General features: G+C 55.8%; 14 protein-coding genes and 1 riboswitch. Of the genes, 9 read left to right on the forward strand and 5 right to left on the reverse strand.

The features are described from left to right. Nucleotides 1-308 precede the first annotated feature (308 nt). Nucleotides 309-1,253, reverse strand: coding sequence for a transcriptional regulator LeuO (gene leuO, locus IM273_RS12025; RefSeq protein ID WP_041911249.1), 945 nt, complete (start codon nt 1,251-1,253; stop codon nt 309-311). A 608-nt stretch (nt 1,254-1,861) separates the two neighbouring features. Here leuO and leuL point away from each other — a divergent pair. The 5 genes from leuL to leuD all read left to right on the forward strand — a co-directional run bounded on the left by leuL (nt 1,862) and on the right by leuD (nt 6,718). Continuing rightward, nucleotides 1,862-1,945 carry a leu operon leader peptide gene (leuL, locus tag IM273_RS22735; protein ID WP_193050466.1) on the forward strand — a complete coding sequence of 28 codons (84 nt, stop codon included), beginning with the start codon at nt 1,862-1,864 and terminating at the stop codon, nt 1,943-1,945. Nucleotides 1,946-2,036: 91 nt separating this feature from the next. Next, nucleotides 2,037-3,608 carry a 2-isopropylmalate synthase gene (gene leuA / locus IM273_RS12035; RefSeq protein WP_028015499.1) on the forward strand — a complete coding sequence of 524 codons (1,572 nt, stop codon included), beginning with the start codon at nt 2,037-2,039 and terminating at the stop codon, nt 3,606-3,608. Next, a complete protein-coding gene (gene leuB, locus IM273_RS12040; protein WP_045259450.1) occupies nt 3,608-4,699 on the forward strand; it encodes a 3-isopropylmalate dehydrogenase in 1,092 nt (363 codons plus the stop codon). The genes leuA and leuB overlap by 1 nt, the downstream gene beginning before the upstream one ends. A 2-nt stretch (nt 4,700-4,701) precedes the next feature. After that, nucleotides 4,702-6,102 (forward strand): 3-isopropylmalate dehydratase large subunit, encoded by a 1,401-nt coding sequence (gene leuC / locus IM273_RS12045; RefSeq protein ID WP_045259449.1) that lies wholly within the window; start codon nt 4,702-4,704, stop codon nt 6,100-6,102. 10 nt (nt 6,103-6,112) lie between these two features. Then, nucleotides 6,113-6,718: a 3-isopropylmalate dehydratase small subunit gene (leuD, locus tag IM273_RS12050; protein ID WP_028015497.1), complete on the forward strand. Its 606-nt coding sequence runs from the start codon at nt 6,113-6,115 to the stop codon at nt 6,716-6,718. Between the two features lie 92 nt (nt 6,719-6,810). Here the strand turns inward: leuD and IM273_RS12055 are convergent, their stop codons facing one another. The 3 genes from IM273_RS12055 to sgrT all read right to left on the reverse strand — a co-directional run bounded on the left by IM273_RS12055 (nt 6,811) and on the right by sgrT (nt 8,631). Continuing rightward, a complete protein-coding gene (locus IM273_RS12055; protein ID WP_010427008.1) occupies nt 6,811-6,963 on the reverse strand; it encodes a Hok/Gef family protein in 153 nt (50 codons plus the stop codon). 216 nt (nt 6,964-7,179) lie between these two features. Next, nucleotides 7,180-8,358, reverse strand: coding sequence for a sugar efflux transporter (locus tag IM273_RS12060; RefSeq protein WP_028015496.1), 1,179 nt, complete (start codon nt 8,356-8,358; stop codon nt 7,180-7,182). 120 nt (nt 8,359-8,478) lie between these two features. Next, nucleotides 8,479-8,631: a glucose uptake inhibitor SgrT gene (sgrT, locus tag IM273_RS12065; RefSeq protein ID WP_032644974.1), complete on the reverse strand. Its 153-nt coding sequence runs from the start codon at nt 8,629-8,631 to the stop codon at nt 8,479-8,481. An 88-nt stretch (nt 8,632-8,719) separates the two neighbouring features. Between sgrT and sgrR the strand changes: the two genes are divergently transcribed. From sgrR to thiQ, 4 genes are all read left to right on the forward strand, one after another. Beyond that, complete coding sequence (sgrR, locus tag IM273_RS12070) at nt 8,720-10,375, forward strand: HTH-type transcriptional regulator SgrR (RefSeq protein WP_045259448.1); 1,656 nt, start codon at nt 8,720-8,722, stop codon at nt 10,373-10,375. Between the two features lie 36 nt (nt 10,376-10,411). Beyond that, a riboswitch (TPP riboswitch) is annotated at nt 10,412-10,512 on the forward strand. 31 nt (nt 10,513-10,543) lie between these two features. Continuing rightward, complete coding sequence (gene thiB / locus IM273_RS12075) at nt 10,544-11,527, forward strand: thiamine ABC transporter substrate binding subunit (protein WP_028015494.1); 984 nt, start codon at nt 10,544-10,546, stop codon at nt 11,525-11,527. Continuing rightward, nucleotides 11,503-13,113, forward strand: a complete 1,611-nt coding sequence (gene thiP, locus IM273_RS12080) for a thiamine/thiamine pyrophosphate ABC transporter permease ThiP (RefSeq protein WP_193050424.1) — start codon at nt 11,503-11,505, stop codon at nt 13,111-13,113. Before thiB ends, thiP begins: the two co-directional genes overlap by 25 nt. Beyond that, nucleotides 13,097-13,798 (forward strand): thiamine ABC transporter ATP-binding protein ThiQ, encoded by a 702-nt coding sequence (thiQ, locus tag IM273_RS12085; RefSeq protein ID WP_045259446.1) that lies wholly within the window; start codon nt 13,097-13,099, stop codon nt 13,796-13,798. The genes thiP and thiQ overlap by 17 nt, the downstream gene beginning before the upstream one ends. A 43-nt stretch (nt 13,799-13,841) precedes the next feature. Here thiQ and IM273_RS12090 read toward each other — a convergent pair whose 3' ends face one another. Further along, nucleotides 13,842-14,609, reverse strand: coding sequence for a DedA family protein (locus IM273_RS12090; RefSeq protein ID WP_193050422.1), 768 nt, complete (start codon nt 14,607-14,609; stop codon nt 13,842-13,844). Nucleotides 14,610-14,682: the final 73 nt, after the last annotated feature.

The following is a 14,682-nucleotide window of genomic DNA, read 5'->3' on the forward strand; positions in this document are numbered from 1 at the left end:
ACCCGTCTTCTATTTTGCAGAGTGATACTTACCTTAACCGCTCGTTATGAGGCAGGCAATTCGCAAACCAGGAGAGATAAGAGGCCGTGAAAGCAGAAAAAACAGACATTGTCAGAGGATATGGTTAATTCATCTGAAATTAGGGGATGAGATGATAAATCATCGCTGAAAAGCGCGGCGATGTAGAAAATCATCTATTTTTACGGGCCTGGCAGCCACCAGATAAAATACGCAACAGAACAAAATATTAATAAAAGAAACAAAACCAGGATAAATCACATGCAAAGATGCAATTTATCCTGACTCGATTACCGACGGCAGATGCTAATAAGTAGCTCTTCCATCCACTGATGTCCTTTATCCCGTCCAGCAGCTTCATGCCAGGAGAGATAGCAGGTGCGGCTATTTAGCTTGAGCGGCAGAGGCAAAATTTGCAGATTTAACGCGCCAGAGAACTCTTCTGCCAGCCAGCGTGGGGCAATTGCCACCAGCTGCGTCTGGGAAACGACGTTTAATACGCTGACCATGGCCATCCCCTGATAAGCCACGCTCGCCTGTTTCTCCGCAGTGTCGTACCAGGGCAGGCTAAAGGAGGCATATCTGTCGAGCGCAACAACGGCATGCTGTTCGCTATAAACGTCACTTTCACGTAACGGCGCATTCAGTCGTGGATGTTTTTTGCTGGCAACCAGCACCATTTCATCTTTAAACAGCGGTACACAGGAAAATTCAGGACGGCGGAATTCTTCATAACCCAGGACGAATTCGATTTCCTGGTAACGTAACTGGTGTTCGGTGTTTTGATTTAAGGACGATTTAAAGACGAGATTAATATTAGGTGCGATCTCTTCAACTTTATTATAAATAATTGATGTCAGATAATTATCTAATGGACTGCAGACGCAGAGATGGAATACTCGCTCACTGCTTAAGGGTTCAAAGCCCGAGCCCGGCAGCTCATTTTGCACCAGCTGCAGCGCCTGGCGGATGGAGCCGAAAAGCTGGAAAGCCCGCGCTGTAGGCTGGATCCCTCTTCCATAACGAACAAACAATTCGTCGTTGAACATAACCTTAAGCCTGGCAACGGCATTACTTACGGCAGGCTGTGACATCCCCAGGGCTTGTGCCGCACGCGTGATATTCTGCTCCTGCATGACAGCATCAAACACCGTCAGTAGATTAAGATCCACCGTGCGTAACTGTGGTTTAATTCCATCAGTAATCTGTGGTTGTTTAATATTATTTTCTGGCACTTCTGACTCCACTGTCACGCTACACTCCCTTCGCCAACGCACTGTAATAATTTCGAAAAATATGATTTACCATGCAGATACGACCAGCGAAAGAAAATTGTTTAAAAATCGGAATATATAAAGATTATCTAATAATGCTATAATACAAAACGGCACAAAGGATATGCTTAACTTTAGTGTTTGAATGAAACCATAAACCAAATCAATATACAATAACCATCCAGTTAAGGATGACTTAAGTATAATTAAACTGTTATCGACATTGAGCAGAATTAAGTTAACAATCTGTTATCAATGATTCTATTTGAAGGGAGAAAAAGTTCTCTCAAAAAAGATAACTCGATGATAGTAAAACGGTTTAAAGAGAAAGCATTTGTGAGGACTGCGTCACCTGAAAAATACCAGTTATGTTTATTCGTTTCTGCAAATGTTTTTTAAGTCCAAAAATAGACAATTAGTTAAGTTAAAAATCGAAAACCCAGCACAATAAGCTAAACAACACACCCTCTCTGTTTAGCCTTCTGGGGCCGTTTTTACCATCAGGGGTTGACATGCCCAGCTGTATCCAGTACCACTAAAAGCATATTGAATTTAACGGAGCACGATTCATGACACGCACCATTCGTTTCATCGGTCTACTACTAAACGCATCCACTGTGCGCGGTAGACTGGCGGGCGAAATTCAGCGTTGAATCGTCACCAGTAAGACTAAAAACCCGCGCCACTGCGCGGGTTTTTTTATGCTCGTAGCAAGGCGCCCTAAGACTGACAAGGACCTAACCCATGAGCCAGCAAGTCATTATTTTCGATACTACTTTACGTGACGGTGAACAGGCATTACAGGCAAGCCTGAGTGTAAAAGAAAAACTGCAGATTGCGCTGGCTCTCGAGCGTATGGGCGTCGACGTGATGGAGGTCGGTTTCCCCGTCTCCTCTCCGGGTGATTTTGAATCCGTACAGACTATCGCCCGCACCATTAAAAACAGCCGCGTGTGCGGTCTGGCGCGCTGCGTAGAGAAAGACATCGACGTTGCGGCTGAGTCGCTGAAGGTGGCCGAAGCCTTCCGTATTCATACCTTTATTGCAACCTCACCAATGCACATCGCAACCAAGTTGCGCAGCACGCTGGATGAGGTCATTGAACGCGCGGTATACATGGTTAAGCGCGCACGCAACTACACCGATGACGTTGAATTCTCCTGTGAAGATGCGGGCCGTACGCCGATTGAAGACCTGGCGCGCGTAGTCGAAGCCGCCATCAACGCGGGCGCTAAAACCATCAACATCCCGGACACCGTCGGCTATACCATGCCGTTTGAGTTCTCCAACATCATTACCGGCCTGTATGAGCGCGTACCTAACATTGATAAAGCAATCATCTCAGTACATACCCATGATGATTTGGGCCTGGCCGTAGGCAATGCCATCGCTGCGGTGCACGCCGGTGCACGTCAGGTAGAAGGTGCAATGAACGGTATCGGTGAACGCGCGGGCAACTGTTCACTGGAAGAAGTGATCATGGCCATCAAGGTCCGCAAAGACATCATGAACGTGCACACCCGCATCAATCACAATGAAATCTGGCGCACCAGCCAGACCGTCAGCCAGATTTGCAACATGCCGATCCCGGCTAACAAGGCGATTGTTGGAACCGGCGCGTTCGCCCACTCCTCCGGTATTCACCAGGACGGCGTGCTGAAAAACCGTGAAAACTACGAAATCATGACTCCGGAATCCATCGGCCTGAACCAGGTTCAGCTGAACCTGACCTCCCGTTCCGGTCGTGCGGCAGTGAAACACCGGATGGAAGAGATGGGCTATCAGGACAGCGATTACAACATGGATCAGCTGTACGACGCGTTCCTGAAGCTGGCCGACAAGAAAGGCCAGGTATTCGATTACGACCTGGAAGCGCTGGCCTTCATCAACAAGCAGCAGGAAGAGCCAGAGCACTTCCGTCTGGACTACTTCAACGTGCAGTCCGGCTCCAGCGACATCGCTACCGCCTCGGTCAAGTTGGCCTGCGGTGATGAAATCAAAGCGGAAGCCGCCAACGGTAACGGCCCTGTGGATGCCATCTATCAGGCGATCAACCGCGTTACCGAGTACGACGTAGAGCTGGTGAAATACGACCTGACGGCGAAAGGGCACGGTAAAGACGCGCTGGGTCAGGTGGATATCGTCGTCAACTATAATGGCCGCCGTTTCCACGGTGTGGGCCTGGCGACGGATATTGTCGAATCCTCCGCGAAAGCGATGGTGCACGTCCTGAACAACATCTGGCGCGCCGCTGAAGTCGAAAAAGAGTTGCAACGCAAAGCTCAGAATAAAGAGAACAACAAGGAAACCGTGTAATGTCGAAGAACTACCATATTGCTGTGTTGCCGGGTGACGGTATTGGTCCGGAAGTGATGGCACAGGCGCTGAAAGTACTGGAAGCCGTTCGCTCGCGTTTTGCGATGAAAATTACCACCAGCCACTACGACGTGGGCGGTATTGCGATTGATAACCACGGAACGCCATTGCCGAAAACCACCGTTGAAGGCTGCGAAAATGCCGATGCCGTGCTGTTTGGCTCCGTCGGTGGCCCAAAATGGGAACACCTGCCGCCGGCAGAGCAGCCAGAGCGCGGCGCGCTCCTGCCGCTGCGTAAACATTTTAAGCTGTTCAGTAACCTGCGTCCGGCTAAGCTGTATCAGGGGCTGGAAGAGTTTTGTCCGCTGCGCGCGGATATCGCGGCCAACGGTTTCGACATCCTGTGCGTGCGTGAGCTGACGGGCGGGATCTACTTCGGTCAGCCAAAAGGTCGCGAAGGCAGCGGGCAGCACGAGAAAGCGTTTGATACCGAGGTGTACCACCGTTTCGAAATTGAACGTATCGCCCATATCGCCTTTGAATCTGCACGCAAGCGCCGCCATAAGGTGACCTCCATTGATAAGGCGAACGTGCTGCAGTCGTCCATTTTGTGGCGCGAGATCGTCAGTGAAGTCGCTAAGCAGTACCCGGACGTTGAGCTGTCGCATATGTACATCGACAACGCGACCATGCAGCTGATTAAGGATCCGTCCCAGTTTGACGTGCTGCTCTGCTCCAACCTGTTCGGCGATATTTTGTCTGACGAGTGCGCGATGATCACCGGCTCTATGGGCATGCTGCCATCGGCCAGCCTGAATGAAGAAGGCTTTGGCCTGTACGAACCGGCGGGCGGTTCCGCGCCGGATATCGCAGGCAAGAACATTGCGAACCCGATTGCGCAGATCCTCTCCCTGGCCCTGCTGCTGCGCTACAGCCTCGATGCAGGCGACGCAGCAACCGCAATTGAAAACGCCATTAACCGGGCGTTAGAAGAAGGCGTCCGTACCGGTGACTTAGCGCGCGGCACGGCAGCAGTCAGTACTGATGAAATGGGCGACATCATTGCCCGCTATGTCGCTGAAGGGGTGTAATCATGGCCAAGACGTTATATGAAAAATTGTTTGATGCGCACGTTGTCTACGAGGCGCCAAACGAAACCCCGCTGCTGTACATTGACCGCCACCTGGTGCACGAAGTGACCTCTCCACAGGCCTTCGACGGCCTGCGCGCGCACAAGCGTCCGGTGCGCCAGCCGGGTAAAACCTTTGCCACGATGGATCACAACGTCTCCACCCAGACCAAAGACATCAATGCTTCCGGGGAGATGGCGCGCATCCAGATGCAGGAGCTGATCAAGAACTGCAACGAATTTGGCGTGGAGCTGTACGATCTGAACCACCCGTATCAGGGCATCGTCCACGTGATGGGACCTGAGCAGGGTATTACGCTGCCGGGCATGACCATCGTCTGCGGCGACTCCCATACCGCGACCCACGGCGCGTTTGGCGCGCTGGCGTTCGGCATCGGCACATCGGAAGTTGAGCACGTTCTGGCGACGCAGACTCTGAAACAGGGCCGCGCCAAAACCATGAAGATTGAGGTGAAGGGCAAAGCCGCGCCGGGTATCACTGCGAAAGATATCGTGCTGGCGATTATCGGCAAAACCGGCAGCGCAGGCGGTACCGGTCACGTGGTGGAATTCTGCGGTGAAGCCATTCAGGCGCTGAGCATGGAAGGTCGCATGACCCTGTGCAATATGGCTATTGAGATGGGCGCTAAAGCAGGCCTGGTCGCACCGGACGAAACCACCTTCAACTATGTGAAAGGCCGTCTGCACGCGCCGAAAGGTCAGGATTTTGACGACGCGGTCGCGTACTGGAAAACCCTGAAAACTGACGACGGTGCCACCTTTGATACCGTTGTCACGCTGCAGGCGGAAGAGATTGCGCCGCAAGTCACATGGGGTACCAATCCTGGCCAGGTCATCTCCGTCAACGACAGCATTCCTGACCCGGCTTCCTTCGCCGATCCGGTCGAACGCGCCAGCGCGGAAAAAGCGCTGGCCTATATGGGGCTGACACCCGGCGTACCGCTGACCGACGTGAACATTGATAAGGTGTTCATCGGCTCCTGCACCAACTCCCGTATCGAGGATTTACGCGCGGCGGCAGAGATTGCCAAAGGCCGCAAAGTGGCGCCGGGCGTGCAGGCGCTGGTGGTTCCTGGCTCCGGTCCGGTGAAAGCCCAGGCGGAAGCGGAAGGACTGGATAAGATCTTTATCGAAGCAGGCTTCGAATGGCGTCTGCCGGGCTGCTCCATGTGTCTGGCGATGAACAACGACCGCCTGAATCCGGGCGAACGCTGCGCCTCCACCAGCAACCGTAATTTTGAAGGCCGTCAGGGCCGGGGTGGACGCACCCACCTGGTCAGCCCGGCAATGGCCGCCGCTGCGGCAGTCACCGGCCATTTCGCCGATATTCGCAGCCTGAAATAAGGAGACAATCATGGCAGAGAAATTTACCCAACATACGGGCCGTGTTGTCCCGCTGGACGCCGCTAACGTCGATACGGACGCGATCATTCCGAAGCAGTTTTTGCAGAAAGTGACCCGCACCGGTTTTGGCGCACACTTGTTCAACGACTGGCGTTTTCTGGACGACAAAGGCGAAGTGCCAAACCCGGAGTTCGTCCTGAACTTCCCGGAATACAAAGGTGCATCCATTCTTCTGGCGCGGGAAAACTTCGGCTGCGGCTCCTCGCGTGAGCATGCGCCCTGGGCGCTGACCGACTACGGCTTTAAGGTGGTTATCGCCCCGAGCTTCGCGGATATCTTCTATGGCAACAGCTTCAACAACCAGTTGCTGCCTGTGACGCTGAGCGACGAGCAGGTCGATGAACTGTTCGCGCTGGTTAAGGCAAATCCGGGGATGGCGTTTGAGGTGGATCTGGAAGCGGAAGTGGTGAAAGCCGGGGATAAGACCTACAGCTTCAGCATTGATGCCTTCCGTCGCCACTGCATGTTGAACGGTCTGGACAGCATTGGCCTGACGCTCCAGCACGAGGACGCCATCTCAGCGTACGAGAAAAAACAGCCTGCGTTTATGGGCTAAAGGCAATGGCCCGCAGGGCGCGGGCCATTGATAAGGGTGCGTTGAGGCTCAACCACTCTGGAGAGGCGGGGACACTTCCCCCGCCAATACCGCTAACGTTTCGCTTCGTAAGCCAACACTGCCGCCAGCTCTGTTTTCTCCTGTCTGAAGTGCAACTCACACAGCGAATCACGCACCATCCAGGTGAAGATCAATAGCGTCGTACAGATCAGAAACAAACCTAACAGCAGAGTACGTTTTGGCATTCCAGCCTCCTTATTGCTTTTCGGCAATGAAGAGACTAACCTCGCAATGTTGGTTGTGAAGTTTGTCTCCCCATCAGTTTTTTGATGTGGGACTCTCCACTGTTTGCCTCTTGCGAAAGCCTGAGGCAAACAGCCTCAAGCACCCGTCACGCACTCTATGCGCCTTCTCTGTATCTGTCAGAAAATCGTTTCATTTCGTGAAGCCACCTTCCAGAATCAAACATCCTTGACCCGGCAGGTCAGCCCAAGCGTTACCACTGAAATCGCCGCAATCATCCAGTAAACCGAGGCATGACCATAACTTTGCGCCAGCGCGCCCTGAATCACCCCCGCCAGAATAACGCCCGTCGAAATGCTGTTGGTAAAAAGCGTAGTCGCAGAGCCGGCGCGGCCGGGCATGAGATCCTGGAACCAGAGCATGCCGATCCCGGCAACGATGCCAATAAACACGGCATTAAACAGCTGTAGCGCCAGCAACGCTTCACGCGAATGGAAAAGTAGCAGTCCCGCGTAGAACAGCACCCCGGCCGCCACGGCAACAATCATCATCCGACGCTTTCCGAAGCGCTTAACGTAATACCCCGCCAGAATCATCGCCGGAATTTCCAGCCCGGCGGCGGTCCCCATTAAGATCCCCGCAAGCTTGTCCGGTAGGCCTAGATCGCTGCTGATCCACAGCGGCATATCAATAATGTACATGGTGTTGCAGGTCCACATCAGCGTGGAGGCGATAAACAGCATCCGCACGTTTTTATCCTGCCAGCCGCTCACCTGAGTGATCGGCTTATCCGTCGTCTGCTCAACCCGGGCGACAGACGGCAGCGCAAAGGCAATCAGAGCCAGACTGATAATAAAAATGCCTGCCGCGATAGAAAACATGACCGTAAAGCCATAGTTCAGCGCCAGCATGAAGGCCAGCGGCGGACCGATGACCCACGCGAGCGAGAGCTGTGCGCGCATCACCGAGCTGAACATCACCACCTCTCGCGCCGAGCTGTCGGCATATTCACGGGCCAGCGCGAACAGCTGCGGCATGGCAGTGTTCGCCAGAGAGGCCAGCAGCACGCCGCAGGTGATGAGCGTCAGGTAATGACGGTTAAAGGCAAAAAGCAGCGCGTTGCCCACGGCCATGGCGCAGCAAAAGAGGATCAGCCTGCGGCGATCGCCCTGGCTGTCGGATCGTTTCGCCAGCCCCAGGCTAACGAGGATCCCGGCAATCGCGTTAACGGTATAAAACAGGCCCACCCAAAACGGCTGCGCCCCCACCTCGCGGCTGAGAAACAGGCTCAGCGTCGGTGCCTGTAGCGCACCGGCCACGCCCATCATGAAGGCCACCAGCATAAAAGCGGCGTACACGCCGTTCAGGCGGCGCCCCATCGTCATCAACCACAGCATGCGCAAGTCCTTGTGAAAGCGAATCGAAATTGGGTGAAAGAATAAACGAAAAAAGCCAGCAAAAACATTTTGCTGGCGGGTGATAAACACCAATACTCAGTCACACATGATCGAGGCGAGTTAGCGAGAAGAGGTCGGTTTCGTAACGTCCCACTGCATCAGATCTTCCAGGATTCTCAGCCGGTGCTCTGCACACTGGCGGGCCAGCCAGGACACTCCCTTTGTCGCTGAAAAGTACTGCTGATAAAACTGACGTGCGGTAGACCTCTTCATAATTTACCTCCTCACTTCATCGGGAAGCATTATTGGCTTAATATAGGGATTAATAAATTGCTGATTTTTTGTCAGGAGTTCCTCTTTTATGCCATCCGGTCGACTGCAACAACAATTTATCCGCCTGTGGCAGTGCTGCGAGGGTCAATCGCAGGAGACAACGCTTAACGAGCTGGCAGAACTCCTCAACTGCTCTCGCCGCCATATGCGCACGTTACTCAACACTATGCAGCAGCAGGGCTGGCTAAGCTGGGAGGCCGAGGCGGGACGCGGCAAGCGCTCACGCTTGACCTTCCTGTATACCGGCCTGGCGCTGCAGCAGCAGCGGGCGGAGGATCTGCTGGAGCAGGACCGCATCGATCAGCTGGTCCAGCTGGTGGGCGACAAAGCCGCCGTGCGCCAGATGCTGGTCTCGCACCTGGGACGCAGCTTTCGTCAGGGACGCCACATTCTGCGGGTGCTTTACTACCGCCCAATGAAAAATCTGCTGCCCGGTACGGCGCTGCGTCGCTCTGAAACCCACATGGCCCGACAGATATTCAGCGGCCTGACGAAAATAAATGAGGAAAACGGGGAACTGGAAGCGGATATCGCCCATCACTGGCAGCAGCTTTCCCCCCTGCACTGGCGTTTCTTTTTACGCCCGGGCATTCACTTCCACCATGGCCGCGAGCTGGAGATGCGTGACGTCATCGCTTCTTTAGAGCGCGCCCGCACGCTGCCGCTCTATTCGCATATCACGCGGATCCACTCCCCAACGGCCTGGACGCTGGACATTGAGCTGTCCCAGCCGGACAGATGGCTGCCGTGGCTGCTGGGCTATGTGCCCTCAATGATCCTGCCTGCCGAGTGGCGATCCCTGAACAATTTTTCCAGCCAGCCGATCGGTACAGGCCCCTACTCCGTTACGCGCAATAACAGCAATCAGCTGAAGATCCGCGCCTTCGATGACTATTTCGGCTATCGGGCGCTGATCGACGAAGTGAACGTCTGGGTGTTACCGGACCTCAACGAAGAGCTGAGCGCAGGCCTCACCCTGGAGGGGCCAACAACCAGCGAAAAGGCGTTCGAGAGTCGCCTGGAGGAGGGCTGCTACTATCTTCTTTTTGACAGCCGCAGCCACCGCGGGGCGAACCACGACGTCCGCAAGTGGATCAGCCATATTCTGGCCCCGGCGAACCTGATTTATCACGCTGAAGAGCAATACCAGACCTGGTGGTTTCCGGCCTATGGCCTGCTTCCGCGCTGGCACCATGCTCAGCCGGTGCGCAGTGAAAAACCCGCCGGGCTGGAGACCATCACCCTCAGCTACTATCGCGATCACATTGAGCACCGGTTTATCGCAAGGATCATGAGTAAGCTGCTGGCAGCCGAGGGCGTGACGCTGGCGATACAGGAAGTCGATTATGATGAATGGCACCGCGGGGATGTCGTCAGCGATATCTGGCTCAACAGCGCCAACTTCACGCTGCCGCTTGATTTCTCGCTCTTTTCACACCTGTATGAAGTGCCTCTCATTCAGTACTGCATCAGCCGGGACTGGCAGCAGGACGCCGCGAAGTGGCGGGCAGGAGAGATGGATCTGGCCGCGTGGTGCCAGGAGCTGCTGGCCGGGCAGACGATCGTACCGTTGATCCACCACTGGCTGCTGATCCAGGGACAGCGCAGCATGCGCGGCCTGCGGATGAATACCCTGGGCTGGTTTGATTTTAAATCCGCCTGGTTTGCGCCGCCGGAGCCATAACGCTTTCGTAATATTCACCAAATCATTACAATAGCGCCGTTCTCAACGGGGTGCTGCATCACAGATGTGCGCTGAGATAATACCCGTCGAACCTGATCCGGATAACGCCGGCGAAGGGATTTGAGGCTGTTTCTCAAAATCCTTTGCCACTCAACCCTGAGGTGCAAAGTGTTAAAAAACGTTCTTCCTCTGCTGGCGCTGGTTGCGCTGCCTGTTTTTGCTAAGCCTGTTCTGACGGTCTATACCTACGACTCCTTCTCCGCCGACTGGGGCCCCGGCCCGGTGGTTAAAAAAGCCTTTGAAGCCGACTGCAACTGCGAGCTGAAGTTCGTGGCGCTGGAAGATGGCGTGTCGCTGCTTAACCGCCTGCGCATGGAAGGGAAAAACAGCAAGGCCGACGTGGTGCTCGGGCTGGATAACAACCTGCTGGAAGCCGCCACGCAAACTAAACTGTTTGCCAAAAGCGGCGTGGCGGCAGATGCCGTAAACGTGCCGGGCGGCTGGAAAAACGACACCTTCGTTCCCTTCGATTACGGCTACTTTGCGTTCGTCTACGATAAAAACAAGCTGAAGAACCCGCCGAAGAGCCTGAAAGAGCTGGTCGAAAGCGACCAGAAATGGCGCGTGATATACGAAGATCCGCGCACCAGCACGCCGGGTCTGGGCCTGCTGCTGTGGATGCAGAAAGTCTACGGCGACAAAACGCCGGAGGCGTGGCAAAAGCTGGCTGCGAAAACCGTTACGGTCACTAAAGGCTGGAGCGAAGCCTACGGCCTGTTCCTGAAAGGCGAAAGCGATCTGGTGCTGAGCTACACCACCTCTCCGGCCTATCATATTATTGCCGAGAAGAAAGACAACTACGCCGCCGCGAACTTTGCCGAAGGGCATTATCTCCAGGTGGAAGTGGCGGCGCGGACCGCTGCCAGCAAGCAGCCGGAACTGGCCGAGAAGTTCCTGAAATTTATGGTCTCCCCGGCATTCCAGAACGCCATTCCGACGGGCAACTGGATGTACCCGGTTACCGACGCGGCGCTGCCGGCAGGCTTTGAGCAGCTGAACAAACCGCAGACCGCGCTGGAATTTACGCCGCAGCAGGTTGCCGCGCAGCGCGCCGCATGGATAAGCGAATGGCAACGCGCCGTCAGCCGCTGATCCCCGGCTGGTTAGTTCCCGGACTGATTGCCGCCATACTGATGGTGGTCGTCAGTCTGGGAGCGTTTCTGGCGCTGTGGTTTAACGCGCCAGAGAGCGATCTGCTCGCGCTCTGGCACGATAGCTATCTCTGGCACGTCATCCGTTTCTCCTTCTGGCAGGCGTTTCTTTCCGCGCTGCTGTCAGTCATCCCGGCCATTTTCCTTGCGCGCGCCCTCTATCGCAGAAGTTTCCCCGGCAGGCTGGCACTGCTGCGCCTGTGCGCCATGACGCTGATCCTGCCCGTACTGGTGGCCGTCTTTGGCATCCTGAGCGTCTACGGTCGTCAGGGCTGGCTGGCCTCCCTCTTCAACCTGCTTGGTCTGGAATGGACCTTCTCCCCTTACGGCCTGAAGGGCATCCTGCTGGCACACATTTTCTTCAATATGCCGATGGCGACGCGCCTGTTTTTACAGGCGCTGGAGAACATTCCCGGCGAGCAGCGACAGATTGCCGCCCAGCTCGGCATGCGCGGATGGTCATTCTTCCGCTTTGTCGAATGGCCGTGGCTGCGACGCCAGATTGCCCCGGTGGCCGCGCTGATCTTTATGCTCTGTTTCGCCAGCTTTGCGACCGTGCTTTCTCTCGGCGGCGGCCCGCAGGCCACCACCATTGAGCTGGCGATCTATCAGGCATTAAGTTACGACTACGATCCGGGCCGCGCCGCGTTGCTGGCGATCGTACAGATGGTGTGCTGCCTGGCGCTGGTGTTACTCAGCCAGCGGCTGAGCAAAGCGATCCCCGCAGGAAGCAATAATCTTTCTGGCTGGCGCGATCCGCAGGACAGCCTGCACAGCCGCATCTCGGACGTGATGCTGATTGCGCTGGCGCTCCTGCTTCTGCTGCCGCCGCTGCTGGCCGTGATCGCCGATGGCCTCAACAGGAATGTGGTATCGGTACTTCAACAGCCGGTCCTGTGGCAAGCCACATGGACCTCATTGCGTATCGCGCTGGCAGCCGGGCTAATCTGCGTGGCGCTGACCATGATGCTGCTCTGGAGCAGCCGCGAGCTGTACGCGCGACATGCCCGTAAAGCCGGACACGCGCTGGAACTGACGGGCATGCTGATCCTGGCGATGCCGGGCATTGTGCTGGCGACCGGCTTCTTTTTAATGTTTAACAGCACCATCGGCCTGCCGGAAAGCGCCGACGGCATCGTCATTTTTACCAACGCCTTAATGGCCATACCGTACGCGCTGAAGGTGCTGGAAAACCCGATGCGGGATGTTAACAGCCGGTACAGCGCCCTGTGCCAGTCCCTTGGCATTATGGGCTGGCGGCGGCTGAAAGTGGTCGAACTACGCGCCCTGAAGCGGCCGCTCGCCCAGGCGATGGCCTTCGCCTGCGTGCTGTCGATTGGGGATTTTGGCGTGGTGGCCCTCTTTGGCAACGAGGATTTCCGCACGCTGCCGTTCTGGCTTTATCAGCAAATTGGCTCCTATCGCAGCCAGGACGGCGCGGTCACGGCACTTTTACTGCTGGTGCTGTGCTTTGCGTTATTTACCGTTATCGAAAAACTCCCGGGGCGTGATGTTAAAACTGACTGATGTAACCTGGCTTTACCAGCATCTGCCGATGCGTTTTACCCTCTCTGTTCGTCAGGGAGAGCGAATTGCGGTGCTTGGCCCAAGCGGGGCCGGTAAAAGTACCCTGCTCAATTTGATTGCCGGTTTTTTGCAGCCTGTCAGCGGGTCGATATTCATTGATAATGGCGAGTATACCTACGCTCCGCCGGCTAAGCGCCCGGTGTCGATGCTGTTTCAGGAAAACAATCTGTTTAATCACCTTACGGTGTGGCAGAACATCGCGCTGGGAATCGATCCGGGGTTAAAACTCAATGCTGCGCAGCGTCAGAAGCTGGAGGCGATTGCCGAACAAATGGGCCTGTCCGCGTTGATTTCAAGACTGCCCGGTGAGCTTTCCGGCGGCCAGCGTCAGCGCGTGGCGCTGGCACGTTGTCTGGTGCGCGAACAGCCGCTGCTGCTGCTCGACGAACCCTTCTCGGCACTCGACCCGGCCCTGCGCCAGGAGATGCTCTCGCTGGTGGAAGAGGTTTGCCAGCGCCAGCAGATCACGATGCTGATGGTTTCGCACAGCATTGAAGATGCCGCACGCATTGCGCCGCGATCGGTAGTGATCGCGGAGGGACGGATTTTGTGGGATGGAGAAACAGAAGAACTTCTGAGTGGTAACACGGGGGCGTCTTCATTGTTGGGCATTCGTGCGGTCTGACGCCCTCACCCTGGCCCTCTCCCACGGGGAGAGGGAAAACACCTTAACGGCTCACCACCTTCAACAGGATCTCGCCGTACACCGGCATCAGCGGGTGACGAATCAGCGCGACCAGCGACACCACCGCCACGCCCAGCGTCAGCGGGGCCAGCCAGAGCAGGCGCGCGCGCGGGAGATAGCGCGTCAGGCGATCGACGCTGGCTTTCGCGCTGCGCCATAGCCGCCAGCAGAGCCAGACCGCCAGCCACAGCAGCACCGCCGTTCCCAGCAGCAGCCACTTGAACTCACCGCTTTGCATATCGTCAGGGATATCAATGGCCGCACCCGCGAGGATCCCCGGCAGGAAGTAAAACGGCGGCCAGAATACGCAGCCGATAATGTTCGGCACCACGAATTTTGCGACGGGCAGATCCAGCATCCCCGCCACCATCGGCACCAGCGGACGCGTTGGCCCGACAAAGCGGCCTACCAGAATGGTGAACATGCTGTGCTGGTGCAGCGCATGTTCGGTTTTATCCAGCAGCGCTTTGTTCTTTTTCATGAACGACCAGCGGTGCAGCGGCTTCTTAAAGCGCCAGCCCAGCCAGAAGGAGATCCAGTCCCCCAGCAGGCAGCCGATAATCCCGGCCAGCCACGCCTGCCAGAAATTGACCTCACCGCTGCCGATAAGCGCCCCAAGCCCCGCCATCATCACGGTGCCGGGCAGGATCAGCCCAACCAGCGCCAGCGATTCCAGAAACGCCACCAGCGCCACGGCGATGAGCGAGTACATAACGGACTGGGTAATAAAGTGTTCCAGCAATGCCTGCATAACTATTCCGGTCAGAAAACGAATCAGCGATTCTGCTTAGCGCCCCGCACCGCGTCAAGGCATCAATTGTCTG

The organism is Enterobacter cloacae complex sp. P13B (assembly GCF_014895915.1).
Taxonomy (GTDB): domain Bacteria; phylum Pseudomonadota; class Gammaproteobacteria; order Enterobacterales; family Enterobacteriaceae; genus Enterobacter; species Enterobacter bugandensis.